Here is a 26,490-nt window from a genome sequence, read left to right as displayed (position 1 = left end):
CGCCGGACGCGCGCCGCCGGTGTGTGTCAGCCCTTGACGCTCCCCTGGGTCAGACCCGAGCGCCAGTAGCGCTGCAGGACGAGCATCGCGGCGGCCAGCGGTAGGACCGAGACGAACGCTCCGCCCACCGTGAGCTGGTACAGCTCGGGAGTCCGGTCGGCCGCCGTCTGCCAGGTGGTGAGACCCAGCGTGATGGGGTACTTGCGGTCGTCGGAGAGCATGACCAGCGGCAGGAAGTAGTTGTTCCAGATGCCGACGAACTGGAAGAGGAAGACGGTCACCAGCGCGGGCGTCATGGTGCGCAGCACGAGCGTGCCGAAGATCCGCCACTCGCCGGCGCCGTCGACGCGGGCGGCCTCCAGCATCTCGGTGGGCACCGCCGCCTCGGCGTAGATGCGGCACAGGTACACCCCGAAGGGGCTGACCATGCTGGGGATCAGCACGGCCCAGTAGGTGTTGGCGAGACCCACCTTGCTGAACAGGAGGTACATCGGCAGCGCGAGGGCGGTACTGGGGAGCAGCACGCCGGCGAGTACGGCCTTGAAGACGGCTTCCCGGCCGCGGAAGCGGTAGACGGCGAGGGCGTAGCCGGCGGCACCCGCGAGCAGGGTGGCCAGCGTGCCGCCCACTCCGGCGTACAGGACGCTGTTCCACGTCCAGCTCCAGAAGACACCGTCGTCGTAGGAGAAGACGTTCGACAGGTTGTGCGGCCACTGCGGGTCGGAGAACCACAGCCCGAAGGTGCCGAAGAGGTCGGCGCTGCTCTTGGTGGAGGCCACCAGCAGCCAGTAGACGGGCAGCAGGAAGTACAGCGCCGCGACGGTCAGCAGCGCGACCAGCAGGATGCGCGAGGGCTTCACCCCGCGGCGGGGCCTGCCGTCACGGCGTCGCGCGGCGGCCCCTGGAGCGTGCGGGGAGGCCACGGGCTTCTCGGCGCGGGGTGTGGACACGCTCACCGTGCATCCCTTCTTTCCTTGCGGTTCACCAGGCTGAGGAAACCGAAGGACAGCACGCTCGCCGCCAGGGCGAGGATCACCGACTCGGCCGCGGCCAGGTAGATGTTGTTGTTGGCGAACGCCTCGTTGTAGGCACTCAGATTCGGTGTGTACGAACTGGTGACCGCCGACGTCAGTGGCTTGATGACCAGCGGTTCGACGAACAGCTGCAGCGTGCCGATGATGGAGAACACGCCGGTGAGGACGAGGGCGGGCCGGGCGAGGGGGAGTTTGATCCGGACCGCCGTCTGCCATGCGCTCGCCCCGTCGATGCGGGCGGCCTCGTAGAGCTCCTGGGGGATCGCCTTGAGCTGGGCGACGATCACCAGCATGTTGTAGCCGGCGAACTCCCAGATCACGATGTTGGCGATCGACCACAGCACGTTGCCGTAGCCCAGGAAGTCGGGGGCGAGACCGGCCTTGCCGAGCAGGTCGACGATCGGGCTCACACCGGGCACGTACAGGAAGCCCCACAGGATCGAGGCGATGACGCCGGGGATGCCGTACGGCAGGAAGTAGGCGGCGCGCAGGATGCCCGCCCAGCGGTGGGAGAGCGTGTCGAGCGCCAGTGCCAGCGTCGTGGACAGCAGGAGCATCACCGGGATCTGCACCAGCCCGAAGAGCAGCACCCGCGCGAAGCTCTCCAGGAAGGCCGACTGCTCCAGCGCGAGGGCGTAGTTGTCCAGTCCGGCGAAACCCAGGGTGGCCGGGCCGAGGCCCAGCGGGCCGGAGCGGACCGGTGTGAGCAGGCTCTGGTAGACCGCGTAGCCGAGGGGCAGGACGAAGGTCAGCAGGAAGAGGGCGACGAAGGGCAGCAGGAACCCCCATGCCGCCCGGTCGGGGCGAGCGGAGCGCCGGCTGCCCGGTGCGGACGTCGTCGTCCTGGTGGTCTCGGTGCTCATCGCGCGCTCCTTGCCTTCAGGCCCTTGGCCCGCAGGTTGTCCACGGTGCGTTTCTGGATCTCGGCCAGCGCCCCGGCCAGGCTGCCTCCCTCGGCGATGGCGGCGCCGAAGGCGTCCTGGAGCTGGGCGAAGTCCGCATCCGTGGTGGGCGACCACTTCCAGGAGGTGTCGATGGCCCGGTCGGACGCGGTGAACACGTCGTTGTACCGCTGCCCGCCGAAGAACGGGTCGGGCTTGTCGAGTGCCGATCCGCGGAAGATGCCGGCCGCGGCGGGCCAGCCGTAGCCGGCGGCGACGTTCAGGTCGACGGCCCGGCGGTCGGTGTTGATCCAGTGCGCGAACTGCAGCGCCTCACGCGGGTGGCGGGTGCCCTGCAGGATCGCGGTGGACGATCCGCCCCAGTTGGCTGAGACGTGCTGTCCCGCCTCCCATTGCGGCAGCCGGGCGACCCGCCACTTTCCCGCGGTGCCGGGCGCGTTGCCGCGCAGCAGGGCGTCGCCCCACTGAGGTCCGACCCAGGCGGCGATCTTCCCGCTCTGGATGTGCTTGTACCAGGCGCTGGAAATATCGGGCTCGACGAAGACGAGGTCGTCGCGGATCATCCTCTCCCAGTACTCCGCGACCTCGCGGGAGAGGTCGTCGTCCATGTCGACGAGCCAGGTGTCGTCCTCGGTGCGCACCCACCGTGCGCCGCGCTGCCAGCACATCGCGGCGAACCAGTTGGGCTGGTTGGGTGCGAAGGCGCACATCCGGGCCCCGTCGCCGCGGGCCTTGACCACGCGGGCGGCCCGTTCGTAGTCGGCCCAGGTCGCGGGCGTCTCGATGCCCCACTTCTCGAAGAGGTCCCGGCGGTGGAAGAGACCCATCGGACCGGACGCCTGAGGGATGGTGTAGACCCGTCCGTCGAAGACGCCCTGCTGCCACTGCCAGGGCACATAGCTGTCGCGCAGTTCGTCGGCACCGTACTCGCTCAGGTTCGTCAGGCCGTTGACCAGCATGAAGGCGGGAAGCTCGTGGTATTCGACCTGGGCCAGGTCCGGAGGGTTCCCGGCCGTCAGCGAGGAGTGCATCTTCTGGTAGCCGCCCTGCACGTTCGCGGGGATGGTCTGCATCTCGACGTGGATGCCGGGGTGCGTCCGGTTCCACAGGTCGACGGTCTTCTGCATCGGCACCCAGGTCCAGAAGACGAGCTCGACCTTCTCGCCGCGGCGGGTGGTCTCCTGCCGGGTGGTGCGCGCGGCTCCGACGCTCTGGCCGCAGGCGGTCAGGGCGGGCCCGGCGGTCAGGGCCGCGGCCGTCCCGGCGCCCCACCGGAGCACGGCTCTCCGCGAGGGTGGTGAGGTGTCCATGTGTGTCCCTTTGGTCTACGGCTTGCTCAGTACGGCTACTCCGGCTGCCGGCAGCGTGATGCGGTCGGTGGAGGCCGTCCCTGGGGCCAGGGCGTCGGCCATCGGCTCGGGCAACTGGATCTCGGCCGGTTCCTGACCGTGGTTCAGCAGGAAGACGAACCGTCGGCCGTCGCCCTCGCGGACGGTCGCCTGGACGCTCCTGGGAAGCCCGGCCAGTACGGGCCCGACGCCCGCGGTACGGCACACCTCCTCGGTGAGGGCCCGCATGGCCTCCGGCGCGAGACGCGTCGCGACGTACCACGCGCTGCCCTCGCCGAAGGAGTGGCGGGTGATGGCAGGCCGGCCGGCCAGCGGCCCGGAGCCGAAGTCGGCCACGGTCTGCGCTCCTTCGAGCACGACGACCTCCGACCACAGGTCGGCCCGGCTGACCGTGCCGTCCGGGTGCCGTACGTCCACCGTCTCCTTCTCGGCCGGCGGCCAGAACTCCTCGACGCGCAGGCCCAGCACCTCGCGCAGCGGCGCCGGGTACCCACCCAGGTGCACCCGGTCGCAGTCGTCGACGATGCCGGAGAAGAACGACACGAGCAGATGGCCGCCACCGCGCACGAAGCCGGTGAGGCGTTCGGCGTCCTGCTCCTTCAGCAGGTAGAGGTTGGGCACGACGACGAGGCGGTAGGCGGACAGGTCACGGTCGGGGGGCACGACGTCGCAGGTGACGCCGGCTTCGAACAGCGGCCGGTAGTGGGCGAGCGCGATGTCCGTCTGGTTCAGCGCGGTGGACGGGTGCGAGTCCAGCTCGAGCGCCCACCAGCTGTTCCAGTCCAGCACCAGGGCGACTTCGGCGGTGGAGCGGGTGCCGGCGATCTGCGGTACGGAGGCGAGCTCGCGGCCGAGGTCGCGCACCTCGCGGAAGGTGCGGGTGCCGGTGCCGCCGTGCGGCAGCATCGCCGAGTGGAACTTCTCGGCGCCGCCCCTGGACTGGCGCCACTGGAAGTAGAGCACCGCGTCCGCGCCCTGGGCGACGGCCTGCCAGCTCCACAGCCGCATCCGCCCGGGTGGCTTGGGCCCGTTGCGGTGGCGCCAGTTCACCGCGCTGGGGGCCTGCTCCATCAGCATCCACGGCTGACCGGCCCGGGCGGACCGGGTGACGTCGAAGACGAACCCGGCCGAGACGTGGGTGTCCGGGTCATGCGGGTCCTGGTAGACGTCGACCGAGACGACGTCCTGTTCCGCGGCCCACCGGAAGGCGTCGACGTGCTTGTGCACGCCGATGAAGTTGGTCGTGACGGGAACGTCCGGCGTGATCCGCCGGAGCACTTCCTTCTCCGCCAGGTAGCACCGGAGCAGCGCGTCGTCGGAGAACCGGGCGAAGTCGAGCTGTTGCGCGGGGTTGGGGAAGGTCGGCGCGAGGCGGGGCGGCAGCACTTCGTCGAAGCTCTCGTAGTGCTGCGCCCAGAAGGCCGTCGACCAGGCGTCGTTGAGCGCCTCGACGTCGCCGTACCGCTCGGACAGCCAGCGCCGGAAGTCGGCCGCCGACTCGTCGCACCAGCACATCGGCGTGTGGCAGCCGTACTCGTTGCCGATGTGCCACATCTCGAGCGCGGGATGACCGGCGTACCGGGTGGCCAGCCGCTCGACCAGGCGCGTGGCGTGCTCGCGGTACACGCCGCTGGAGGGACAGTAGTGCTGCCGCCCGCCCGGCCACATCCGGCGGCCGTCGGCGGTCTCCGGAAGGATCTCGGGGTGCAGCCGGGACAGCCACGGTGGCGGTGACGCCGTCATGGTGGCCAGACAAACGGCCACACCCGCCGTGGCGAGTTTGTCCATGACCCGGTCGAACCAGCCGAAGTCGTACTCACCGGGCCTCGGCTCGGCCTTGGCCCACGAGAAGATGCCGGCCGTCACCATGGTGACGGCCGCCTCCTTCATCAGGGCGACGTCCTCGGCCCACACCTGCTCGGGCCATTGCTCGGGGTTGTAGTCGCCGCCGAAGGCGATCCCGGCCGGGCGCAGGCGCCGCCGACCGTCGATTGCTACCGCATCTGCTGGGTGCATGCCGGTCAGTCTTGGAGCGCCGCACCGGCTCGTCAAGATATATGCATTATTAATTGAAAGAACCGGGTGGGGTCAGCGCCTGAGAACGGACAGGGGCTGCGAGAACCCCCAGGTGTCACCAGGGCGCTCGATACTCCCTCCGGTGACCGGACGTTGACAGGACGTCACACGCCTCTCATGATGGGAGCGCTCCCACCGGCGGGTCCGGCCGCCGCCCCGCACGTGCACGACCGCACCGCACCCACGCTCCGTCTCCGTCGCCGCCGGCGCGGAACGTCCCGCTGCCGCGTCGGCACTTCGCCCGTCCGGCGGTACGGTTCGGCGCCTGCTGCCTCCCCGTGCCGCCGGCCCCCGAGGGAGGACCCCCCATGCCTTTACTGCACAGACCCGGCCGGCCGGCCGGTGCCGGCCCTCGTTCCCTCGCGCGCGGCGCGACCGTCCTGGCCGCCGCGCTGGCCCTGCTGTCCCCGCTGGCCGGCGTCGCGCCCGCCGCACCGCAGGCCGCCGCCGAGGCGGACGCCGACGTCCGGGTCAACGCCCAGGCAGCGCTGGGCCGGCTGTCCGACACCGCCCGCGGCGTCAATGCCGCCATCTGGGACTCGCACATGAACGATCCGGAGGTCGCCGGCCTGATGAAGGCGGCCGACGTCGGGGCGATGCGCTACCCCGGCGGCTCCTACGCCGACATCTACCACTGGGAGACGCACACGGCGCCCGGCGGATACGTCGCCCCGGGCACCGGCTTCGACTTCTTCATGGACACCGTCCGTGCCACCGGCGCGCAGCCGATCCTGATCGCCAACTACGGCTCCGGCACGCCCGAGGAGGCGGCCGGCTGGGTCAGGTACGCGAACGTCACCAAGGACTACGACGCGAAGTACTGGGAGATCGGCAACGAGATCTACGGCAACGGTCACTACGGCAGCGGCTGGGAGCACGACGAGCACGAGGACAAGAGCCCTCGGGAGTACGCCCGCCAGGTCCGCGCGTACGCCGCGGCCATGAAGGCCGTCGACCCGACGGTCAAGATCGGCGCGGTGCTCACCACTCCGGGCCACTGGCCGGACGGAGTGGTCGGCGAGGGCGATCCCGGCGACTGGAACGACACCGTGCTCTCCCAAGTGACCGACGTCATCGACTTCGTGAGCGTCCACTGGTACGCCGGTGGGTCCGACACCACTGCCGAGGACGCCATGGCGAGGCTGGCCGGGCTGCCCGGCGAACTGCGGGAGGTGCGCCGCCAGATCGACCGGCACGCGGGCACGGACTCGCCGCGCATCGGCATCGCCCTCACCGAGATCAACACCAACACCGGTGGCGCCCGGCTCACCGCCCGCCCCAACGGCCTCTTCGCCGCCGACGCGTTCATGACGGCTCTGGAGAACGGCGTGTTCAACGTCGACTGGTGGAACACCCACAACGGCGCCGGCCAGATCACCACCGTCGACGGCGAGACCGACTACGGCGACATGGGGATGCTCTCCAGCGGCGCCTGCACCGGTGACATCTGCGAACCGGCGCCGAACACACCGTTCCACCCCTACTACGGCATGAAGATGACCAGCGAACTGGGCACCGCGGGCGACACCATGGTCGCCGCCGAGTCCTCGGAGCAGGACATCTCGGCCCACGCCGTGCACCGTCGCGACGGACGCCTGAGCGTCCTGCTCATCAACAAGAACCCTGACGCCGCACGGACCGTGGACCTCCAGTACGCGGGCTTCACCCCGTCCGCCGCAGCACCCGAGGTCAGCCGCTACGCACGCGGCGACGAGGACATCACCGACGTCACCGGCGGAGGGGCGACCGCCTCCCAGGTCACCGTGCCGCCGTACGCGATGCTCACGGTCACCCTCACCCCGCAGGCCGGCACCGGGCCCGGCGCCTCCGCCGCCGGAACCCCGGGCACCCCGAAGCTGGAGGCGGTGACCGACGCCACCGCGCGCCTGTCCTGGGAGGGCGCGACGGGTGCCACCCGCTACCTGGTCCAGGAGCGCGACGGCGTGCACACCCGCCTGGTCGGCGAAACCACCGGCACGTCCGTGACCCTGCGGAACCTGCCCCCGGGCAGCAGCCACACGGTCAACGTGCTCGCGTCCGACGCCTCGGGACGGCTCTCCGCCCCGTCCACTCCGCTGACCTTCACCACCGGCACCCCGTCGGACGCCGCTTGCGCGGTGACGTTCCACCGCGACACGAGCTGGGGCAACGGCTTCGTGGCCACGGTCAGTGTCCGCAACCTCTCGGACACGCCGATCACCGGCTGGACCGTGGACTGGGACTGGCCGACCGACGGCCAATCGGTGTCCTCCGGCTGGAACGCCACGTTCCACCAGACCGGCAGGCACGTGCGGGTGACCGCCGCCGAGGGCGCGGGGCCGCTGGCCGCTGACGGCGGATCGACGGCTTCGTTCGGATTCGTCGGCGCCAACGACGGACCCAACCCGGCGCCGACGGTCTTCCGCCTCAACGGCGCCGTCTGCTCGGGCAGCTGACGACCGACACGTCACGGAGCGCCCTGTCCGGGCCTGTCCCGGACAGGGCGCCTTGTCCTGGGCAGGAAGAGCGCGTGTCTCCCGGCGGTGTTGATTGGCTGGAGTACGGCTCGATCACATCCGTCAAGCCCCGAATTTCCGCTATTGGTGCCCCTACTGTCGCGCGGCCTACCGTCCATATCGAGGCCGCAGTCACGGCGGCATTCGGATTCGCGTTATCCACGGGAGACAGCATGACCAAGAAGATTCTCATTGCGCTCACCAGCCATGATCGCCTCGGTGACACGGGTAGCCCCACCGGCTTCTACCTCCCCGAGGCGGCCCACCCATGGAAGGTGTTCACGGACGCCGGCTACGAGGTCGACCTCGTATCGGTCAAGGGCGGCGAGCCGCCGATGGTCGGCGTGGACCCTTCCGACCCGGTCCAGAACGCATTCCTGGCGGACGACCGCATCAGTGGCCGGCTCAAGGCCACACCGCGCCCACAGGACGTCGACCCCGCGCAGTACGACGCGATCTTCTACGCCGGTGGGCACGGCACCATGTGGGACTTCCCCGACGACACGACGCTTGCCCGCGTCGCCCGGGACATCTACGAGGGCGGCGGCGTGATCGCCGCCGTGTGCCACGGTCCGGCCGCGCTGGTGAATCTCACGCTGTCCGACGGGACGTACCTGGTGGCGGGCAAGGAGGTGGCGGCCTTCACCAACGACGAGGAGTCCGCGGTCGGGCTCACCGGCGTCGTTCCGTTCGCCCTGCAGACCAGGCTGGAGGAACGCAGCGCCAAGCACAGCGGGGCTGCGGACTTCGCGGCTCACGTCGTCGTGGACGGACGCCTGGTCACGGGCCAGAATCCGGCTTCCTCGACCGGTGTCGCCGAGGCGGTGCTCGAGATCCTCCGGTCGGGCGCCGCGGCGTAGACCGATTCCCATCGAAAAGACCACCGGATGGTGGATGACGCAGGCTCTGACCTGCCATGGAGCGCCGCGACCGGTCCGGACCGGTCGCGGCGTCCTTTTGTGTGCGCTCGGCCCGCGAAGGGTGATCTGTCAAGCCCCGAATTGCCGTCGCTTTGCTGGATTCTTCACAGCGGGCAGCATTTTCTCAGGAAACAAGCACCCTTCACCGAGAGGAGTCCACCATGAATTTCGAATCTTCCCGATATTCGCCGGTTCCGATCAGCGCGACTTCCGCGGATGTCGCCGAGCTGAACAAGCTCGTGCGGCGGGGAGCTCGGGCACTCAATGAGCAGTTCGACGAGGACACCCATCTCAACAAGGTCATTCCCAAGCCGTGGGGATACGAGTACCGCGCATATGTCGACGAGTTCTTCGACTTCTGGGCGCTGCACATCGACGCGGCGCACAGGACCTCGATGCACGTGCACCCCCGGAAACTCACGTACCTGATCTGCCTCGGCGGGCAGGGGGTCACCTCCGGCCTCGCGAAGGAAGTGCCGGTGCGGGAGGGCACGATCCTCCGTATCACCCCGGGCGCCTTCCACGGCACCCGGAACGCGGGGAACGAGCCTCTCGAACTCATCGAGGTCGAGGTTCCGCGCAACAAGTTCGACCTCATGCGACTCAAGGACGACTACGACCGGGTGGGCACCGCTTACGAGGCGACGTCACTGGAGGAGCCCGAACACTCCATGCAGAAGGTGACGGCATTCCCCAATACCCACATGCGGCGGCGGACCCCGAACGGAAAGTTCCGATTCGATCTGCGTACGGGAATGGACATCTTCTACCGCAGGCGCAGCGAGGACATCTTCTACATTCCGCTGTGCGTGTCCGGAGTGGTCTATTCGGACGTCGAGATCCTTACCGGCCACGAGGGCGACAAGCGGCGGCCCCAGACCGACAAACAGTACCTCTGCATCAGCAAGAACCTCTGAACATCGACCAAGAAATCCAACAGGAGAGAAACATTTCTCGCAATGCTGTCATCATCACCGGTGCCGGATTCCAGGACCACGATGTGGTGTTCACCTACTACCGTCTCATGGAGCAAGGGTGGCACGTCGACGTGGCGACCAAGAACGGCGACCCCGTCACAGGCAAGTACGGAATTCCGCTGCCGATGGACAAGACCGCACGGCCACTGATCGGGTACGAGGACCTCTCGGTGGACCAGTACGACGCGGTGATCCTCACCGGTGGTCACGAAGCCCCGGACCGGGTGCGCCAGGACAGGAACGTCCTGGACTTCGTGGCCGGCATGGACGAGGCGGGCAAGGTCGTCGCGGGCCTGTGCCACGGCCCCTGGATCATGGTCAGCGCCGGGGTGCTCAAGGGCCGCAAGGCCTGTGCGTACATCGGTCTGCGGGACGACGTGATCAACGCCGGCGCCGATGTGGTCGACAGCGACGTCATCGTCGACGGCAACATCATCACCTGCTCCTACTACGGCTACATGGGGGCCTTCATGCGCAGCGTGTTCGAGACCGTCGAAAAGGTCTCCGCCTGATGGCCGGCGTGCTGGCGCTCGACTTCGACGGGGTGGTCTGCGACGCCCTGGAGGAGTGCGCCCTCGTCACCTGGCTCGCAGTCAAGCGGCACGACCGCTCCATCCCCGGTCCCAGCCACGTCGGGCTGTTGCCCGCCGACTTCACGGCGCGGTTCCAGAAGGTGCGCAACTACTCGCGGCTACTGGACCACTTCGCGGTGGCGCACCTCCCGGCGGCCGACGGTGTCGGCTCGCAGACGGACTTCGACCTCCTGTTCACCTCACTCCCGTCCGACTACGTCAGCCGGTTCACCACCGCGGCGTCCCGGGCCCGGGACTGGTTCCGGACCGAGGAAACGGAGTTCTGGCTCGGGCAGCACACGCTGTACCCCGGACTGGACAACCTGCTCCGGCAGAACTCGGGCAACGTGGCGATCATCACCGCGAAGGACGAGGAGTCGGTGCGCGCCATCCTGCGCAGGCATGGGCTCGAACAGACCGTGTCAGAGGTCTTCGGTGAATGCGGGCGCAAGGCAGAGGCCGTCCAGGAGCTGTGCTCGCGTCGGGGGATCACTCCGAATTCCTTGACCTTCATCGACGACAACCTGACCAACGTTCGCCGGGTCTCTGCCGTCGGCGCACGGGCGCGGTGGGCCCAATGGGGCTACCAGACGCCGGAACACCGCCAGGAGGCCAAGCGGTTCGACGTTGAACCGCTGGAGCTCTCCGACCTGCCGCAGCTGGTCGTCTGACCCGGGCTCGGCACAGCGATGGGTGGGGCGCAGCACACCTCACTGCGCCCCACCCGCCTCTTTGTCCCGTACAACGCCCTGTCCGTTCGTCTTTCCGATCGTCCTTCCGTTTGTCTTTGGAGCAGACACGCATGAGTACCCTGCAGCCCGTGGCCCCCGCGCGATCCGCGCGCTCGGGCGGTGTCTCGCGGGACGGCCCTGGTTTCTCCGTCCAGTTGGCGCTGCTGGTCGCGATGGCATTCGCGATTCCCGCCCAGCTCTATCTCGCGATCCCGGTCGCGGAGCAGATCCAGAGCTCCTTCCGTGTGGACGAAGCGACCGCCTCGTGGACCGGCAGCGCCTTCACCCTGACCTATGCGGCCGGCTTTCTCGTCTTCGGCCCGCTGTCCGACCGCGTGGGGCGTCGCCCGGTACTGGCGCTCGGAGCGTTGGCAACGGCCGTCGTCACGGCTCTGACCGCATTGAGCCCCAGCATGGGCTGGTTCATCACGTGCCGTGCGCTGCAAGGCCTTGCGGCGGCCACCTTCGCGCCCGTGGCCCTGGCCTATGTGGCCGACCGTGCGCCCGAGGCGCGGCGTCCGGCCTCTCTGTCCTTCATCACCACCGGCCTGCTGGGGGCGGGTCTGCTTGGTCAGGCGTTCGGCCACTTCGTCGTCGCGCACGCCGACTGGCCGACCGCCTTCTGGCCGACGGCCGTCGTGTACGCGGTGGCGGCCCTGGCCCTCTGGCGGCTGCTGGCCCCCGGAACCGCGGCGTCGACCACGGCGTGGAGCAGCGTCTTTCTCGGCATGGCGAGACTGATCCGTTCGCCCGGTCCAGCGGCCGTGTTCGCCTCGGCCATCACTGTGTTCAGCAGCTTCGTCGCCATGTACGCCGTGCTCAACCCACACCTGCGTGACACGTTCGGTGTCGGCCAGGGCGGACTGCTCCTGGTGCAGGCCGTCGGTGCCGTGGGCCTGATCGTCGGCCCGGTGGTCAACCGGCTCTTCGGCGGCAGTGGCCCGCGTGTGCTGACCGTCGCGGGATTCGTGACCGCCGGGGCGGGCCTGCTTCTCGAACAGCTCAGCGGAGCACTCGCCGCGGTCGTGGGCGGGAGCCTGGTCTTCGTGGCCGGCATCAGCCTCGTCGTTCCCGGCTTGGTGGGCCTGCTGCACCAGTTGGCTCCGCAACACCGGGGCGCCGCCGTGGCGTTCAACACCTTCGTCCTGTTCATCGGCGCATCGCTCGGGCAACTGGCCGCGGCTCATGCCGGCTACCACATGATGCTGGGAGTCCTCGCCGGCTCCGTCATCCTGGCAGCGGCCACCGTGGCCCGTTTCGCCAGGCCGTCCCGGTCACTGGCCCGGCCCATCGACCGGGCGGTCGCCGCCCGGTCTCCCTCCAAGCAGTAAACCGTCGACGCCCAGTCAACTGCATGACCACGAATGGAACCCCAACATGACCACCCACAAGCGAATGCTGTACATCCTCACCAGCCACGACACCCTCGGCGACGACGGCAGGCCGACCGGGTTCCACCTCGGTGAAACGGTCCGCCCCTGGTCGATCGCCCGTGCGGCCGGGTACCACGTCGACTTCGCCTCGGTTCGAGGCGGCAAACCGCCCATGATCGGTCACGACCCCGACGCGGCGGAGGAGACCGCTTTCCTCGCGGACGCCGACGTCAGGGACAAACTCGACCGGACGCTGACTCCGGAGGACGTCGACGCGTCCCGGTACGGGGGCGTCCTCTTCGTCGGCGGTCACGGCACCATGTGGGACTTCCGGGGCAACGCCCGGCTCGAGTCGGCAGCGCGGAGCATCTACGAAGCGGGGGGAGTGGTCGCGGCCATCTGCCACGGCCAGGCGGCACTCGTCGATCTCACCCTGTCCGACGGCAGCTACCTCGTCGCGGGCAAGGCCCTGACCGCCTTCTCGAACGAGAGCGAAGCGGCGCGGGGCCTGACCGACGTCGTGCCGTTCTCCCTGCAGAGCGTGCTGGAAGCCAGGGGAGCTTTGTATTCCTGCGCGCCCGACCGCATCGCCCATGTCGTGGTCGGCGAACGGCTCGTCACCGGACAGAATCCCGCTTCCGCACCGGAGCTGGGCCGGCGGATGGTCGAACTCCTCGGCCAGTGACGGAATAGTGTGGCTGCCCGCGGGAGGCAACACCTCGCGCACGCGCCCACCACGCGTACGGCGATGTCACCGGCTGGCGCGTCGCGGCTGCAGGGTCACGGGGCTCGACTCATCACGCCTCTTCCTCGATCAGGCGCAGGCTGACGCCCGGACGTTCGACGTTTCGGTTGAGCACGTGCAGGGCGACATGCGTGATCTGCACTGGAGTGAGCGGCTCTGAGGCCGGGCGGAACACTCGCGATCGAGATGCCCGACTATTCCTCATTGCTGCGCCACTACCAGCCCGTGAGCGTGATCGAGCGGGACGGTGACTTCCTCATCGATCAGAGCTCACTCGACCCCATGACCGGTCGCAGTACCGTGCAGCGGACGATCATCAAGGGCGGGCAGACCCGCCGGGCGCACTTCTTCGTCCGGCTCTTCACCTACGTCGAACTCAAGGAATGGCTTACTGCGGCTGGATTCCGCGAAGTCCGAGGGGTCGATGAGTCGGGTGGACCCTTGACCGATGGGAGCCGCCGGATGGTCGTCCTGGCTCGAAAGCAAGAGCGCCCCGTCAGCATCCCGTCAAGCTCGTCCGGAACACCGTCAGCGTCCCGTCAGAGTCCGACCGGAAGCCGGGGCAGCGGGCATAACGTCGACGGCGAGCCCCGGCCCGAGCCCCGGTGACCGGGCCTTCCAGATCACTCGTTCCCTGCCTCTTGGGAGGCACCCCATGACAGAACTTCTCCGCAGTGACGACCCCGAACCCTCCGATCGACTCCCGGCCGGTCCTCTGTACATCCCGGTCCGGCCGGGCCCCCACGGCTGCGCGGTCCGGTTCTTCCGCACGCCGCTGGGCGAGCGTACGGCCGTCGGTTTCACCTCCGAGCACGGACTGAGGGCCACGCTCGGCCCGGACCAGGCGTGGATCCGCCTCGCCGAGCACGCCCTGCGTGCGCTGACCGCCCCGCTCGGCATCACCACCCTCACGGTGGACCCGCACTTCACCGCCCCGGCTCCCGCGCCGGTCACCTCGCCGGTCCCCGAGTCGGCACACGCCTCCGCGCTGCGGACCGTCTGAGAGGTGCGGGCACCATGACCACGGTTCACGAGCCCACCACCCCCACCACGGCCGCCGGACTGTCGGTGTGGCCGGCGTCGACCACCGAGCCCGTACGCGGCGACCTCGCCGTGGGCGGCGTGCCGCTCGCCGAGATCGCCGAGCGCTTCGGCACCCCCGTCTACGTTCTCGACGAGTCCGAGGTCCGCGGCCGCTGCCGCACCTACCGCGACGCGTTCCCCGACGCGGAAGTCCTGTACGCGGCCAAGGCATTCCTCTGCCGGGCCATGGTCCACTGGACCGCCGAAGAGGGCCTCGGACTCGACGTCTGTTCCGCCGGCGAACTGGAACTCGCCGTCACCTCCGGCTTCCCACCGGACCGGATCGTGCTGCACGGCAACGCCAAGTCCCCACACGACCTGGACACCGCCCTGCGCCTGGGCGTCGGCCGCATCGTCATCGACAGCCCCTCGGAGATCGCGCGGCTGGCCGCCGCCGTCGGACCGGACGGGCGCCAGAAGGTGATGGTGAGAGTCGTTCCCGGTATCAGCGCGGGCGGCCACAAGAACATCCGCACCGGTACGGACGACCAGAAGTTCGGCCTGTCCATTGCTGACGGCTACGCCCAGCACGCCATCGCCCGCATCCTGGACCAGCCCCAACTCGAACTCACGGGGCTGCACTGCCACTTGGGCTCCCAGATCACGAGCGTCAAGCCGTACCTCGCCGCAGTGCGCCGCATGGTCGGCCTCATGACCCGGCTGCACGAGCAGCACGGCCTGGTCCTGCCCGAACTCGACCTCGGCGGCGGCCACGGCATCGCCTACCGCCCCGGCGAGCAGGCCCTGGACGTGATGGCGCTGGCCCGCAAGGTGCGCACCGAACTGGCCGACGCCTGCGCCACGGCCGGTCTGCCGGTGCCCCGCCTGATCATCGAACCGGGACGCGCGATCGTGGGGCCCGCCGGCATCGCCTTGTACCGCGTGCTCACGGTGAAGCACACGGGCGACCACGTGTTCGTGGCGGTCGACGGCGGTATGAGCGACAACCCGCGCCCGGCCCTGTACGGCGCCGGCTACGCACCCCGTCTGATCGGCCGGCGCAGCACCGTGGACCGGGCCCGGGTCACCGTGGTGGGCCGGCACTGCGAGGCGGGCGACGTGCTCGCCACCGACGCGGAACTTCCCGCCGACGTGCGCTCCGGCGACCTGCTCGCCGTGCCCGTGGCCGGTGCCTACCACCTGTCGATGGCCTCTGGCTACAACCTGGTCGGACGCCCACCCGTGGCCGCCGTGCGCGACGGCTTCGCCCGCCTGCTCGTCCGCAGGGAGTCGCTGACCGACATCCGCAACCGCGACGTGGGCCTGTGACAGACGCACGCCGGCGGGACGGCCTACGCCGCTGCGAGGACGGGCGCGGTCACCGTTGAGGCGGCCGACGAAGACGTAGAGGCGCAGGAAGACGAAGCGGCCGGCGCCGGCGAGGCCGGAGGCGCTGAGGTAGACGATCTGCTCGGTCAGCATGCCGGGGGAGGGTTGCACCAGATGCAGGACGTGAACGGCAACGCTGGTCGCCAGGTAGGCGGCGGTGGCTGAGCCCGCGGACTGCCAGTGTTCCCGCCATCCGGCGCTGCGCCCTCGCGCGAAGGTGTAGCGGGAGTGGAGTTCGGTGCACAGCAGTGTGGAGGCGACGGTGATGATCGCGTTCGAGATCGCCCAGGGCATGGCTGTGGCCAAGAGCGGTATCGCGAAGCTGGAGAGGACTCCGATGCCGCCCCCGAAGATCAGAAACCGTGTGAAGGAGGTGACGGGGCCAGGGGACGCCGGAGTCGCCTTCCCGGCCTCCTCTGCGAGAGGCGACGGCATGGGTGGTCCCTCTTCTCCTGTGCTCGTCGTTGTTTCGGTTATTAGAAAAGCTACGTTGTCTTCAGGGATTCTTCAACGAGTTCGTTGCACAGTGTCTGCATTGCAGCAGCCAGATGACGAGAAATCATTGCAATGACTTCGCGTTCAATGCAACGGCAGTCGATCGAAGCGTTGCAATGGATCGGGGTGAACGCGTGGGTCACGGGCTTTGCGCCCCGCGCGAGTTGAGGCGAGACGTTTCGTCTTGTTATGGTGAGGGCATGGCTTTTCTTTTCTTCGTCTGAGTCCGGGCACGGCCGATGCCGCCGTTTCCGCTGCCCGTAGACCCTCCGCATGCCCAGGGAAAGCCATATGCGCGACCGCGCCCACACCCCCCTGCCCACCGTCGCCCCCGCTGCCGTGGCGCAGCTGTCCGTCAAGGACGTCACCAAGTCCTATGGCACCCGGACCGTCCTCGACCAGGTCTCCTTCACCGTCCGGCCGGGCGAGAAGGCCGCTGTCGTCGGCGAGAACGGCTCCGGCAAGTCCACCTTGCTGCGGCTGCTCGCCGCGGCCGAGATCCCGGACGCCGGGGAGATCACCGTCAGCTTCCCCGGCGGCACCGGCCACCTCGCCCAGACACTCGACCTCGATGCGGCCCGTACCGTGCAGGACGCCGTCGACCTCGCCCTGACCGAACTGCGCGACATGGAGCGAAGGCTCCGTGCGGCAGAGGAGTCCCTCGAAGACGCGTCGGACGAGGAACTCGCCGCGTACGGCGAACTGCTGATCGCGTACGAGGAACGCGGCGGATACGAGGCGGACGCCCGTGTGGATGCCGCGATGCACGGGCTCGGGCTCGCCCGGATCACCCGTGAGCGCCCGCTCGGCTCGCTGTCCGGCGGCGAGCAGTCGCGGCTCGCGCTCGCCTGCGTCCTGGCCGCCGCCCCCGAACTGCTGCTCCTGGACGAGCCGACGAACCACCTCGACACGGCGGCTGTGCGCTGGCTGGAGGAGCACCTGCGCGCACACCGCGGCACCGTCGTCGCGGTCACCCACGACCGCGGCTTCCTGGAGCGCATCGCCACCACGATCCTCGAGGTCGACCGGGACGAGCGCACCGTGCGCCGGTACGGCGACGGCTGGGCCGGCTACCGCGCCGCGAAGGCCGCCGCCCGGCGCGGCGCGGAGCAGCGGTACACGGACTGGGTCGAGGAGGTGGCCCGCATGGAGGAACTGCTCGAGGCCGCGGAGAGGCGGCTGGCCACCACCGGCCGTGACCCGAAGCAGGGATTCGGCAAGCACCGCCGCTCCAGTGAGGCGAAGCTCGGCGGACAGGTGCGCTCCGCCCGGGAGCGCCTGGCCCAGCTGCGGCGCAACCCGATGGCGAAACCGCCGGCACCGCTCCGCTTCACGACGGCGCTGTCGACAGGGCCGTCGGCGGCAGACGGCCCGGCCGAGGGCCCCCTCGTCGAGCTCGACAACGTACGGGTCGGCGAGCGGCTGCGTCTGGACGGGCTCCTGGCGGTCGCGCCCGGACAGCGGCTGCTGGTCACGGGCGAGAACGGCGCGGGCAAAACGACACTGCTGCGTGTCCTGGCGGGCGACCTGGAGCCGGACGCGGGCAGGGCACGCCGCCCCGCCCGGATCGGCTACCTCGCGCAGGAACTGCCCGCGCACTCCACGAGTCTCCCGCTGCTCACCGCGTTCGCCGCCGGGCGGCCCGGACTGCCGGACGAGTACGCCGAACAGCTCCTGGCCCTGGGCCTGTTCCGCGAAGAGGACCTGCACGTCCCGGTCGCCGCCCTGTCCGCGGGGCAGCAGCGGCGGCTGCAGATCGCGACCCTGGTGACCCGGCCCGCGGACCTCCTCGTCCTCGACGAGCCGACCAACCACATCGCACTCGACCTGGTCGAGGACCTCCAGGCCGCGCTCGCGGCGTACCCGGGGGCGGTGGTCGCGGTCTCGCACGACCGCGGTTTCCGCGCACGCTTCGAAGCCGAGCAGCTGGAGCTGCGTGCCGGCCGCAGGAGCTGACCCCGTCGGGTCCACCTCCGCCTCGAACGGCCCCCGGCCCCCCGGGGCCCCGGGCCCCCGCCCCGACCTGCCCAACAGCCGAAAACACGCCGAAACGATGGAGACATGACCACCACTTTCCTGACACCACAACAGCTTGCCGACCGCACCGCCGCCGCCGTCGAGGCGGCCGTCGCGGCCGGGCGCGAGCTCGGCCTGACCGTCACCGACCCCACGGTGCTCCACGACGTCTTCTCCGTCGTCGTCCACCTCGCGCCCTCGCCGGTCGTGGCCCGGATTCCCACCGTCCTGCCCCGCCCGGACGACCTGGCCGCCCTCGCGCGCCGCCAGCAGGACGAGCTGGACGTGACGCGTTGGCTCGGCGACCGGGGAGTCCCCGTGATCGCGCCGAGCCCGCTCGTGCCGCGGGAACCCGTGCAGCGCGGCGGGTTCTCGATGACGTTGTGGCCGTTCGTCGAGGAGGACCGGGACAAGGAACCCGACTACGTGGCGAACGCCGAGAGCGTCGCCGATCTGCACGCGGCATTGCGCGCCTACCCGGGCCGCCTGGAGTTTCTGTCCGCGGCCGAACCGGGGTTCATCGCGGAAAGCCTCGCCCGGCTCGACCGGCACCCCGGCCTGATCGCCGCGGCCGAGCTGGACCGAGCCCGGCGCGAATGGCAGGTCCTCGAACCCCTCGTGCGCTCACGCAGGGCCTTCGAGGACCGGTTCCCGGGCGTCGAGCTCCAGCCCATCCACGGCGACTGCCCGCCCGCGAACATCTTCTCCGGGGTGGACGGCGACCTCTACGCCGACTTCGAACTGGTCACGCTGGGGCCCGTCGAGTGGGACCTGGCCGCTCTCGGACCCGAGCACGAAGCCGCCTACGACCGCGGCGCACGGCGCAACGGCACGAGGCCGCTCGACGAGGAGGTCCTCGGCTTCGTCAACGCCCTGGGCATGCTGCGGGCCATCGCCACCCTCACGCTGGCCCCGCAGCTTCCCGACCTGATGGAGTACCTCAAGCCCGCCGTCGACAAGTGGCAGACGATGCCGTTCGCCGGCGGCATCAGCAGCTGACACCGAACACCGGCAGACACGGCAGCCATCGGACACCCCTCGCCCCGGACTCGAGCAGCACGGCCCCATGGGCTGGTCCGTCCGGGGCGAGGGGATGTGCGAGACTCATGCGGCTGTCCGTCTGAAAGGGCTGGTCATGACACGCGCCATGGTTCTCGGCATGGTTCTCGGCGACTCCTCCGCTCGCGCTTCGACGCGGGAGCGGTAGCCCCAACTGCGCTGACACACGCCCCCGTACGGCGATACGGGCCGTTGGCCCAGCCCCTCGTCGAAGTGCTCTTCGTGCCCCTGCACGCCCGATCACGAGGAGTACCCGGTGTCCACCATCGACTGGACCGAGACGAACATCCCCCGTTCCGCCCGCTGGCATTCCGAGAGCGCAACGCCGCCTCCCCGCCGGGTCGTCCGCGCGGACGACCGTATGAAAGCCGACACCGCCTACCGACTGGCCTGCGAAGGCACTGCCCTGCTGTGGCGGGGCGACTTCCACAACGCACGTCGGCTCCTGGAGGCGATGGGCCGCCGCATCGCCCGGAAGCCTCCCCTGCGAGGCGACGGCCCGGCAGAGTCCTTCCACCTGCACCGCCGGGCCCGCGGCCACCGTGCCCGCGTGCTGGGCAGGCTCCTCGTGCTGCTGGAAGCCGACTACCGCCTGGACCTGCGCAGAGCCCCCGAGGTGCGCCAGGCGTGCACCGAGGCGTACGGTCCGCCGTCCGCGCCGATGGCCGTCTCGCTCACCGAACTGCTGGGCGTGATCGGAGCGCACCAGTGGCGCACGAAGGGCGTGGCAGTACCGGCCCTCGGCGCTCGGATCCACCCGCACTACGGCGTGTTCTCCCCGGTCAGGGGCGAGTACGTGGACCTCGTCGCCCATGCTCCGCTCCCCACGCCTGCCGGACGTCGCGCGGGCCGCCGCACCGCGTTCGACCTCGGGACGGGGACGGGAGTGCTCGCAGCCGTCCTGGCCCGACGCGGGATCGACCACGTGGTGGCCACCGACATCAGCCCGCGTGCCCTGGCCTGCGCACGCGACAACATCCGCCGGCTGCACCTCACCGGGCGCGTCGACGTCGTGGGCCCCGCTCTCTTCCCCGACGGGCGCGCGGACCTCGTCGTCTGCAACCCGCCGTGGATTCCGGCCCGGCCCACCTCCGCCGTGGAGCAGGGCGTCTACGACCCGGGCGGCAGCATGCTCCGCGACTTCCTGGCCGGGCTCGGCGCCCGTCTCGAACCAGGAGGCGAGGGGTGGCTGATCCTGTCGGACCTCGCCGAGCACCTCGGACTCAGGACGCGCGGCGAACTGCCGGCCGCCATCGAGGCGGCCGGCCTGCACGTCGTGGACAAGATCGACACCCGGCCGCGGCATCCACGGGCGAGGGACACCGCCGATCCCCTCCACGCCGCCCGCGCCGCGGAAGTCACCTCGCTCTGGCGCCTCGCCCGCAGTTGACGAGCAGGCTCGCCCCGGCCTCACCGAGCGATGGGTGAGGCCGGAGTGCGTCACCCGTGCAGGCGTCAGAGCGGGTTGCCGTCGCCTTCGGTGAAGGGGCGGGGCCGGCGTTCGCCGGGCTCGTCGTCCGGTATGCCCGTGCTCCAAGGGGCACCCCACCCGCGCATGTGCCGATCGACTCTGTCCCGCACCTGCCGCCGTAGCTCCTCATGCAGGCCGGGGTCCATTCCCTCCGCCTCGAACACGGCGTCGGTGAAGCCGTCCACGTCGGCAGGTGGTGCCTCCTGCAGCCGATGATGCTCCTGCGGCGGGAGGCAGAAGCCGAGGTCGACGCAGAGTTCGTAGAGGAGCTGCCGGACTTTGGCCTTCGGGTCGTGTCGGGTCATGGAACAGCATGGTTGCATGCCCGGTAGGTCTGTCACCGGCCGACGGGATCGCCGTCGGCGCTGTCGCTGCGGGTGCGCAGTACCGCGTGACCGCCGTGGTCCAGCGGCGTGTCCAGGCGCCACCGGGCTGCCTCGTGGCCCGTTCGAGCGTCGATGACGTGCACCTCGCCGTGGCCGCCGCGGGTCACGGCGATCCAGTCGGCTCCCGGTGAGGCGGCCACCGCTCTGCGCTGGACGCCCTCCCAGGGGGTGCCGCCGCGGCGCGGAGCGCCGTCCATGGCGGGGAGGGGGACGCGACGGTCGGTGTCGTGGGCGTCCAGGAGGATCAGTTCGTCGCCGTCGGGGTGGATGCGGGTGAAGGCGGTGTGGTGCCGGGCGAGGGCCAGCCGGAAGACCAGGCCGGGACCGAGTTCCGTCACGCGCGTGCGGCCGGTCTCCAAGTCGTGGCGCCATGCCTGGTTGGTCCAGTCCGGCCACCGCCGTGGGTCCGTGGGGCCGCCGCGCAACGTGGACCACAGGGCCCGTCGCCGGGTGTCGAGCCGCAGGTACCAGCCCCGGGCGGGCGCCTCCCACGGGATCGGCGGCTCGGGAACGAGCACGTCGCCCTCCCGGCGGGCCCGGTGCACTCCTTCGCCCGTGGCCGAGAAGACGTGCCGCGAGAACGGCGCTTGGGCGTCGCCGTGTCCGTCGTCCGGCAACGGCAGGAGGGCGTGGGGCGTCACAGGAGGGCAGCCCGGCCGTGCTCCGAGGAGGTCGGCGAAGCGGTGGACGGCCAGCTCACCGGGCTCCCGGTGCCGCAGGGCGACCAGCGGTTCGCCGCCGCCCAGCACCGTCACGCCCGGTTCGCCGACGCGCGTGCGCACACGGGCCGCCTCTCCGGTGCGCAGGTCGGCGACCGTCAGGAGGTCCGACCAGGGCTCGGTGTTCCTGCCGAGGCCCGTCGTGACGGCGATCCAGCGGCCGGACGGGTCGCAGGCCAGGTGCTCGGCCGGTACGGCGACCGGAACCGCGGCTTCCAGCAACTCGTCCGCGAAGGGGTCGAGCACCAGCAGTTCGCCCCGGCGGTCGTCGACGCAGGCCACGCGCCCGCCCGGCAACGCCAGGAACCCCGCGTGCTCCGAGACATGACGACCCGTGAGGCGGCCGGTCTCGGTGCCGTCCGGAACGGCCCGTACGTGAACGGACCCGTGCACGTGGTCGGAGACGAGCAGCACGGCAGGGGCAGCGGTCATGGGTGCCTCCGGGCGGGAATAGTTCAATAGTTGAAAACGATTATCATGTATCTTCGGTGAGCGTTCCAGGTTCCGAGAAGAAACGAGGGCATCAATGCTGCGCTCACCGTCGAGATTCGTCCGCGGCTGGATCACGGCAGCGGTCGTGGGTTCCGTGCTGGTCGGTTGCGGCGCAACCGACGAACCCGCCGGCGACAAGGCCAAGCCCGCGGCGAAGACCGAAGTCACCGTCGAGCCCATCAAGGCGGCGACGCAGCTGACCGACACCAACGGCGTGAAGATCTCTCTGGAGAAGGAACCGGAGCGGATCGTCTGCCTGTTCGCGCTCTGCGACGACATCCTGACCGAACTGGACATCGTCCCGGCCGCCACGAACAGCACACTGCTCGCCCACCCCGACTTCCTGGGGGAGGAGAGGGCGAAGGACGTCGCAGTCATCCCCGGCGGGTTCATCGCTCCGGAGGTGGAGGCGATCCTCTCCCACAAGCCCGATCTCGTGATCGGCCTGGAGGACACCCACGGCAAGCTCGCCCCCGCGCTGAAGGGTGCCACCACGTTCTGGCCCATGCAGCCCGAGACGTGGGAGGACAGCGTGGGCTACCTGCGCGACGCCGCCTCGCTCACCGGCCGCACCGCCGAGGGGGAGAAGGCGGAGAAGGCCTTCCGGACCAAGCTCGCCGAGGCCGAGAAGGCACCGAGCGACAAGACCGCGCTCATCATCTACGGCAGTGACGAGAACTTCGGCGTCGCCACCCCCGAGGGCGACGTGGCCGCCAGTCTCCTTCCGAAGATTGCCCGGTATCCCTGGAAGTCCCGTGGCGTGGAGGGTAGTTACAGCCTGGAGGAGATCCTCGCCCAGGGGGTCGACGTGCTGTTCGTCGAGACGATGAGTTTCGGTGACGCGGACGGCAAGCTCTCCGAGAAGCTGGCGGAGAACCCCCTCTGGGGCAAGATCCCGGCGGTGAAGAACGGCGACGTCCACGAGGTGAACTCGGAGGTGTGGGCCAAGGGCCGCGGTACCCGTTCGCTGAGCCTGGTCCTCGACGAGGCCACGGCCGCGCTGTGACGAGGATGCCCTTCTCGGCGCGCGGCCCGGCAGGTGGGACGGCGGCGGGCGCCTCCTGGTCCGCACGCCGTTCCCCGGGGCGGCAACCACTGCTGGTGGCGGTGCTGTTGGCCGTCGCCTCCGTGTGCGCCCTGAGCCTCGGTACGCCCTACGTCGCGCCGCACCGGCTCGCCGCAGCGGTGCTGGACGGGGACGGCTCGCTCGCGGGGATCGTCGTCACCGAACTCCGCGTGCCCCGACTGGTGCTGGCGCTGATCGCCGGAGCATGTCTGGGGGCGGCGGGTCTCGTGCTCCAGGAGGCGCTGCGCAACCCCCTGGCGGTACCGGAGATGCTGGGCGTGTCGTCCGGGGCCGCCCTCGGGGTGGCCGCGCCGCTCGTGCTGACGCTGTCCCTGCCCGCCGCCGTCCAGCCCCTGCTGGCCGTCGGCGGGGCGGTGCTCGGCGGCGGCCTCACGCTGCTCGCCGCCGGACTGGGCCGCAGCCCGTCCGCGGTGCTGCTGACCGGGGCCGCGGTCGCGGCCGCCCTGCAGGCCGCGCTGCTCGTGCTGATGGTGATGGCCGACCAGCTCGACCTCCAGTTGATCTACCGCTACCTGCTCGGCTCCCTCTCCGCCCGGACCTGGGACGACGTGGGGGGCCTGTGGCCGTGGCTGCTCGTCGCCGCCCCCGCCCTCGTGCTGTGTGCGCCGGTGCTGTCGGTGATGCGGCTGGGGGACGAGGACGCCGCGGCCCTCGGCGTGCGGGCACAGCGGGCGCGGCTGGCCGCGTTGGCCATCGCCGTCGTGCTGATCGCGCCCGTGACGGCCGTGTGCGGGCCCGTCGCATGGGTGGGGTTCCTCGCCCCGCACCTGGCCCGGTGGTTCAACCCCGCGGCCGGGGCGGTGCGTTGGCTGCCCTGGTCCGCAGCGTGGGGTGCCGTGGTGGTGACCGTCGCCGATGTGCCGGCCCGGCTGGCGCTGGCGCCGGTGGAAACGCCGGCCGGTGCCTGGACGGCCCTGCTGGGTGTGCCGGCCGGTATCGCCCTGATGCGGTCGGGCGGCCGCAACCGGACGGCCCGGCGCGGGCCGGCGGATTCGGTGGGTTCGGCGGCCGCGCGCCCGCTGCCGCAGGGAGTGCGGACCGTGCCCGGTGAGGCAGCGGACGAAGCACTGCGCACCGGTGCGGCGAAGAGCGTCCTTCGGGACGGAACGGAGGAGGTCCGGTGAGCCGGCGTTTCACCGTGCTCGCGGCGTTGGCCGCCGTGTGTGCCGCGGCGGAGCTGGTGGCCGGGCGCGGCATGTCCCCGGGCGTCGTATGGGACGTCCTCGGCGGTGGTGGTGATGCGACGGAGCGGCACATTCTGCTGCAACTGCGCCTGCCCAGACTGCTGGTCGCCCTCGGCGCGGGCGCGTGCCTCGCCGTGGCCGGGCTGGTCCTGCAGTCCGCGCTGCGCAATCCCCTCGCCGGGCCCGAGGTGACGGGCGTGACACCGGGGGCCGTGCTCGGCGCCGTTGCCGCGACGGCCCTGGGACTCGCCGGGTGGGACTCGCCCCTGGCGGTGGTTATCGCCGCGTGCGCGGGCGGATGCGGCGGAGCGGCGCTGCTGTGGCTGCTCGCCGGCCGCGGCCGCGGTGACCCCGCGCAGACCGCCGTGCACGGGGTGCTGGTGTCGGCGGTGCTCGGTGGGCTCACCGCCATGGTGCTGCTCGTGGAGCCGGGTGAACTCGGCAGCGTCGTCCAGTGGCTGGTGGGGACCACGGAGGGCCGGGTGTGGCAGCACTGGCACCTGCTGTGGCCGTGGGCGCTGGCCTGGGGAGCCGCGGCCTGGCTGCTGGCCGGCCCGCTGACCCTGCTGCGCTGCGGGGACGACATCGCCCTCGCCGCGGGCCTCGCCGCCCGGCGGGCCCGGACCCTCGCACTGCTGTGCGCGGTGGCGCTGACGGCGGGCGCGGTGGCCGCCGTCGGGGCGCTCGGCTTCGTGGGGTTGCTCGTCCCGCATCTGGCCGTGGCCGTCTTCGGCGCGGACCTGCGGGTGAGCCTTCCCGGCGCCGCCCTGCTGGGCGCGGTCGTGGTGTGCGGGGCGGACGCCGCGGCGCAGCTGTCCTCGCGGCTGCTCGCCCAGACGCTGGACTCCGGACGGCTCACGCTGCCGGTCGGGGCGCTCACCGCCTGCCTCGGCGCCGCCCTGCTGCTGGTCGTCGTGCGCCGCACGCCGAGCCGTACATTCTGACGTCGACTTAAGGACAGAGCATGACCGAGTCCGTGGGGATCCACGTCGAGGGGGTCCACTTCGGCTACCCCGCACGACCCGTGCTGCAAGGCGTCGACATGACCGTCCGGCCGGGCGAACTGACCGCTCTCATCGGCCTCAACGGCTGCGGAAAGTCGACCCTGCTGCGGCTGGCCGCCGGGCTGCTGCGACCCGACCGAGGGCGCGTGCTGCTGGGCGGGGACGACCTCGCCCGGCTCTCCCGGCGCGCCACGGCCCGAAGGGTGGCGCTGCTGCACCAGTCCGCGCCTGCCGTGCCGGGGATGACGGTGCGTCACCTGGTCCGGCAGGGGCGGTACGCGGCACGCGGCCCGCTGGGCATGCTGCGCGAGGGCGACGATCCCGTGGTGGACCGGGCGCTGCGCGACGTCGGCGTGGAGCGGTGGGCCGACCGTGACGTCGACGCGCTGTCGGGGGGTGAGCGGCAGCGGGTGCGGCTCGCGATGGCGCTCGCCCAGGACACCCGCGTCCTGCTGCTCGACGAGCCGACCACGTACCTGGACCTGCACCACCAGCTCGACGTGCTGCAGACGGTGGTCCGCCTGCGTGAGGAGCGCGGTCTCACCGTCGTGATGGTGCTGCACGACCTCGCCCACGCCGCCCGGTTCGCCGAACGCATCGTCGCCCTGCGCGACGGCCGCGTGGTTGCCGACGGGCCGCCGAAGGAGGTGGTCACGCCGGGGTTGCTGGCGGACGTGCTGAGGGTGTCCGGCCGGGTCGGCCGGGACCCGGAGGGGGGCTGGCCGGTGTGTTACCCAGATCACCCTCTCGCCGTATTGGAATATGAAAATCAGATTCATTAGGGTGCTCTTGCGGCGCTCACCCGAACGCCGCATCTCCCTTACGACAAAGGAGAGTTCATGGACAACGAGCAGGTCTTCGCGCCGATCGCCGACCCCGGCCAGCTGGCCCACGACTCGGCCTCCCACTCCAACGCGCTCGTCGAGAACCCCTTCGAGGACACCGAGGAGTAAGCGGGGCTCAGCACCCCCGACCGTGGGCCCGCCCGTTG

The 26,490-nt window shown here is 70.6% G+C and carries 25 protein-coding genes and 1 pseudogene; 19 read left to right on the top strand and 7 right to left on the bottom strand.

Annotated elements, in window-relative coordinates; translation table 11 throughout:
• Positions 1-26: 26 nt before the first annotated feature.
• The 4 genes from H0H10_RS21515 to H0H10_RS21500 all read right to left on the bottom strand — a co-directional run bounded on the left by H0H10_RS21515 (position 27) and on the right by H0H10_RS21500 (position 5,301).
• Entirely contained in the window at positions 27-860 is an 834-nt protein-coding gene (locus H0H10_RS21515; protein WP_309141874.1) for a carbohydrate ABC transporter permease, read from the bottom strand.
• A gap of 92 nt (positions 861-952) precedes the next feature.
• Entirely contained in the window at positions 953-1,897 is a 945-nt protein-coding gene (locus tag H0H10_RS21510) for a carbohydrate ABC transporter permease (RefSeq protein WP_188182656.1), read from the bottom strand.
• On the bottom strand, positions 1,894-3,246 hold the full coding sequence (locus H0H10_RS21505; protein WP_188182655.1) for an ABC transporter substrate-binding protein: 1,353 nt from the start codon (positions 3,244-3,246) through the stop codon (positions 1,894-1,896). The genes H0H10_RS21510 and H0H10_RS21505 overlap by 4 nt, the downstream gene beginning before the upstream one ends.
• Before the next feature lie 15 nt (positions 3,247-3,261).
• Positions 3,262-5,301, bottom strand: coding sequence for a beta-galactosidase (locus tag H0H10_RS21500; RefSeq protein WP_188182654.1), 2,040 nt, complete (start codon positions 5,299-5,301; stop codon positions 3,262-3,264).
• A gap of 368 nt (positions 5,302-5,669) precedes the next feature.
• On the opposite strand from H0H10_RS21500, the gene H0H10_RS21495 reads away from it, so the two are divergent.
• From H0H10_RS21495 to lysA, 10 genes are all read left to right on the top strand, one after another.
• Positions 5,670-7,796 (top strand): cellulose binding domain-containing protein, encoded by a 2,127-nt coding sequence (locus H0H10_RS21495; RefSeq protein ID WP_188182653.1) that lies wholly within the window; start codon positions 5,670-5,672, stop codon positions 7,794-7,796.
• A 233-nt stretch (positions 7,797-8,029) separates the two neighbouring features.
• Positions 8,030-8,716: a type 1 glutamine amidotransferase domain-containing protein gene (locus H0H10_RS21490; protein WP_188182652.1), complete on the top strand. Its 687-nt coding sequence runs from the start codon at positions 8,030-8,032 to the stop codon at positions 8,714-8,716.
• A gap of 221 nt (positions 8,717-8,937) precedes the next feature.
• Entirely contained in the window at positions 8,938-9,693 is a 756-nt protein-coding gene (locus tag H0H10_RS21485; protein ID WP_188182651.1) for a cupin domain-containing protein, read from the top strand.
• Positions 9,672-10,265 carry a DJ-1/PfpI family protein gene (locus H0H10_RS21480; protein ID WP_306420961.1) on the top strand — a complete coding sequence of 198 codons (594 nt, stop codon included), beginning with the start codon at positions 9,672-9,674 and terminating at the stop codon, positions 10,263-10,265. Before H0H10_RS21485 ends, H0H10_RS21480 begins: the two co-directional genes overlap by 22 nt.
• Positions 10,265-10,996, top strand: a complete 732-nt coding sequence (locus H0H10_RS21475; RefSeq protein ID WP_188182650.1) for an HAD family hydrolase — start codon at positions 10,265-10,267, stop codon at positions 10,994-10,996. Before H0H10_RS21480 ends, H0H10_RS21475 begins: the two co-directional genes overlap by 1 nt.
• 131 nt (positions 10,997-11,127) lie before the next feature.
• Entirely contained in the window at positions 11,128-12,387 is a 1,260-nt protein-coding gene (locus tag H0H10_RS21470; protein ID WP_188182649.1) for an MFS transporter, read from the top strand.
• Between the two features lie 46 nt (positions 12,388-12,433).
• Positions 12,434-13,114 carry a type 1 glutamine amidotransferase domain-containing protein gene (locus tag H0H10_RS21465; RefSeq protein ID WP_188182648.1) on the top strand — a complete coding sequence of 227 codons (681 nt, stop codon included), beginning with the start codon at positions 12,434-12,436 and terminating at the stop codon, positions 13,112-13,114.
• A 246-nt stretch (positions 13,115-13,360) separates the two neighbouring features.
• Positions 13,361-13,783, top strand: coding sequence for a hypothetical protein (locus tag H0H10_RS21460; protein ID WP_188182647.1), 423 nt, complete (start codon positions 13,361-13,363; stop codon positions 13,781-13,783).
• A 46-nt stretch (positions 13,784-13,829) separates the two neighbouring features.
• Positions 13,830-14,177, top strand: a complete 348-nt coding sequence (locus H0H10_RS21455) for an SAV_915 family protein (RefSeq protein ID WP_188182646.1) — start codon at positions 13,830-13,832, stop codon at positions 14,175-14,177.
• Positions 14,178-14,191: 14 nt separating this feature from the next.
• Positions 14,192-15,526 carry a diaminopimelate decarboxylase gene (lysA, locus tag H0H10_RS21450; protein WP_188182645.1) on the top strand — a complete coding sequence of 445 codons (1,335 nt, stop codon included), beginning with the start codon at positions 14,192-14,194 and terminating at the stop codon, positions 15,524-15,526.
• A 60-nt stretch (positions 15,527-15,586) separates the two neighbouring features.
• Here the strand turns inward: lysA and H0H10_RS40130 are convergent.
• Positions 15,587-15,925: pseudogene (locus H0H10_RS40130) on the bottom strand (GtrA family protein); the annotation flags it as partial.
• On the opposite strand from H0H10_RS40130, the gene H0H10_RS21445 reads away from it, so the two are divergent.
• The 4 genes from H0H10_RS21445 to H0H10_RS21430 all read left to right on the top strand — a co-directional run bounded on the left by H0H10_RS21445 (position 15,852) and on the right by H0H10_RS21430 (position 20,546).
• On the top strand, positions 15,852-16,157 hold the full coding sequence (locus H0H10_RS21445; protein WP_223180195.1) for a hypothetical protein: 306 nt from the start codon (positions 15,852-15,854) through the stop codon (positions 16,155-16,157). The pseudogene H0H10_RS40130 and the gene H0H10_RS21445 overlap by 74 nt on opposite strands.
• Positions 16,158-16,372: 215 nt before the next feature.
• Positions 16,373-18,037, top strand: coding sequence for a ribosomal protection-like ABC-F family protein (abc-f, locus tag H0H10_RS21440; protein ID WP_188182949.1), 1,665 nt, complete (start codon positions 16,373-16,375; stop codon positions 18,035-18,037).
• Between the two features lie 105 nt (positions 18,038-18,142).
• Positions 18,143-19,096 (top strand): aminoglycoside phosphotransferase/kinase family protein, encoded by a 954-nt coding sequence (locus tag H0H10_RS21435; protein ID WP_188182643.1) that lies wholly within the window; start codon positions 18,143-18,145, stop codon positions 19,094-19,096.
• Between the two features lie 316 nt (positions 19,097-19,412).
• Positions 19,413-20,546, top strand: a complete 1,134-nt coding sequence (locus H0H10_RS21430; protein WP_188182642.1) for a methyltransferase — start codon at positions 19,413-19,415, stop codon at positions 20,544-20,546.
• A 65-nt stretch (positions 20,547-20,611) separates the two neighbouring features.
• Here H0H10_RS21430 and H0H10_RS21425 read toward each other — a convergent pair whose 3' ends face one another.
• Both H0H10_RS21425 and H0H10_RS21420 read right to left on the bottom strand, forming a co-directional pair.
• Positions 20,612-20,932: a hypothetical protein gene (locus H0H10_RS21425; RefSeq protein ID WP_188182641.1), complete on the bottom strand. Its 321-nt coding sequence runs from the start codon at positions 20,930-20,932 to the stop codon at positions 20,612-20,614.
• Positions 20,933-20,964: 32 nt separating this feature from the next.
• The gene (locus H0H10_RS21420) at positions 20,965-22,164 is read right to left on the bottom strand and encodes a hypothetical protein (protein WP_188182640.1); all 1,200 of its coding nucleotides are present in this window, start codon (positions 22,162-22,164) and stop codon (positions 20,965-20,967) included.
• A gap of 94 nt (positions 22,165-22,258) precedes the next feature.
• On the opposite strand from H0H10_RS21420, the gene H0H10_RS21415 reads away from it, so the two are divergent.
• The 5 genes from H0H10_RS21415 to amiA all read left to right on the top strand — a co-directional run bounded on the left by H0H10_RS21415 (position 22,259) and on the right by amiA (position 26,452).
• Complete coding sequence (locus H0H10_RS21415; protein WP_188182639.1) at positions 22,259-23,230, top strand: ABC transporter substrate-binding protein; 972 nt, start codon at positions 22,259-22,261, stop codon at positions 23,228-23,230.
• 107 nt (positions 23,231-23,337) lie between these two features.
• Complete coding sequence (locus H0H10_RS21410; RefSeq protein ID WP_223180237.1) at positions 23,338-24,435, top strand: FecCD family ABC transporter permease; 1,098 nt, start codon at positions 23,338-23,340, stop codon at positions 24,433-24,435.
• On the top strand, positions 24,432-25,439 hold the full coding sequence (locus tag H0H10_RS21405) for a FecCD family ABC transporter permease (protein WP_188182638.1): 1,008 nt from the start codon (positions 24,432-24,434) through the stop codon (positions 25,437-25,439). The genes H0H10_RS21410 and H0H10_RS21405 overlap by 4 nt, the downstream gene beginning before the upstream one ends.
• 20 nt (positions 25,440-25,459) lie before the next feature.
• Positions 25,460-26,281 (top strand): ABC transporter ATP-binding protein, encoded by an 822-nt coding sequence (locus H0H10_RS21400; protein ID WP_188182637.1) that lies wholly within the window; start codon positions 25,460-25,462, stop codon positions 26,279-26,281.
• Positions 26,282-26,338: 57 nt separating this feature from the next.
• Entirely contained in the window at positions 26,339-26,452 is a 114-nt protein-coding gene (gene amiA / locus H0H10_RS40570; protein WP_241270818.1) for a streptamidine family RiPP, read from the top strand.
• Positions 26,453-26,490 lie beyond the last annotated feature (38 nt).

Origin of the sequence: Streptomyces griseicoloratus (genome assembly GCF_014534645.1) — a bacterium.
In the GTDB taxonomy this organism is placed as follows: Bacteria; Actinomycetota; Actinomycetes; order Streptomycetales; family Streptomycetaceae; genus Streptomyces; species Streptomyces griseicoloratus.
This window is presented reverse-complemented; position numbering and strand designations above follow the sequence as displayed.

Coding starts and splice junctions, on each gene's coding strand:
- H0H10_RS21435 (WP_188182643.1), top strand. CDS start 18,143: ATGACCACCACTTTCCTGACACCACAACAGCTTGCCGACCGCACCGCC.
- H0H10_RS21415 (WP_188182639.1), top strand. CDS start 22,259: ATGCTGCGCTCACCGTCGAGATTCGTCCGCGGCTGGATCACGGCAGCG.
- abc-f (WP_188182949.1), top strand. CDS start 16,373: ATGCGCGACCGCGCCCACACCCCCCTGCCCACCGTCGCCCCCGCTGCC.
- lysA (WP_188182645.1), top strand. CDS start 14,192: ATGACCACGGTTCACGAGCCCACCACCCCCACCACGGCCGCCGGACTG.
- H0H10_RS21445 (WP_223180195.1), top strand. CDS start 15,852: ATGATCGCGTTCGAGATCGCCCAGGGCATGGCTGTGGCCAAGAGCGGT.
- H0H10_RS21420 (WP_188182640.1), bottom strand. CDS start 22,164: ATGACCGCTGCCCCTGCCGTGCTGCTCGTCTCCGACCACGTGCACGGG.
- H0H10_RS21500 (WP_188182654.1), bottom strand. CDS start 5,301: ATGCACCCAGCAGATGCGGTAGCAATCGACGGTCGGCGGCGCCTGCGC.
- H0H10_RS21425 (WP_188182641.1), bottom strand. CDS start 20,932: ATGACCCGACACGACCCGAAGGCCAAAGTCCGGCAGCTCCTCTACGAA.
- H0H10_RS21455 (WP_188182646.1), top strand. CDS start 13,830: ATGACAGAACTTCTCCGCAGTGACGACCCCGAACCCTCCGATCGACTC.
- H0H10_RS21510 (WP_188182656.1), bottom strand. CDS start 1,897: ATGAGCACCGAGACCACCAGGACGACGACGTCCGCACCGGGCAGCCGG.
- H0H10_RS21485 (WP_188182651.1), top strand. CDS start 8,938: ATGAATTTCGAATCTTCCCGATATTCGCCGGTTCCGATCAGCGCGACT.
- amiA (WP_241270818.1), top strand. CDS start 26,339: ATGGACAACGAGCAGGTCTTCGCGCCGATCGCCGACCCCGGCCAGCTG.
- H0H10_RS21400 (WP_188182637.1), top strand. CDS start 25,460: ATGACCGAGTCCGTGGGGATCCACGTCGAGGGGGTCCACTTCGGCTAC.
- H0H10_RS21475 (WP_188182650.1), top strand. CDS start 10,265: ATGGCCGGCGTGCTGGCGCTCGACTTCGACGGGGTGGTCTGCGACGCC.
- H0H10_RS21505 (WP_188182655.1), bottom strand. CDS start 3,246: ATGGACACCTCACCACCCTCGCGGAGAGCCGTGCTCCGGTGGGGCGCC.
- H0H10_RS21470 (WP_188182649.1), top strand. CDS start 11,128: ATGAGTACCCTGCAGCCCGTGGCCCCCGCGCGATCCGCGCGCTCGGGC.
- H0H10_RS21490 (WP_188182652.1), top strand. CDS start 8,030: ATGACCAAGAAGATTCTCATTGCGCTCACCAGCCATGATCGCCTCGGT.
- H0H10_RS21460 (WP_188182647.1), top strand. CDS start 13,361: ATGCCCGACTATTCCTCATTGCTGCGCCACTACCAGCCCGTGAGCGTG.
- H0H10_RS21495 (WP_188182653.1), top strand. CDS start 5,670: ATGCCTTTACTGCACAGACCCGGCCGGCCGGCCGGTGCCGGCCCTCGT.
- H0H10_RS21465 (WP_188182648.1), top strand. CDS start 12,434: ATGACCACCCACAAGCGAATGCTGTACATCCTCACCAGCCACGACACC.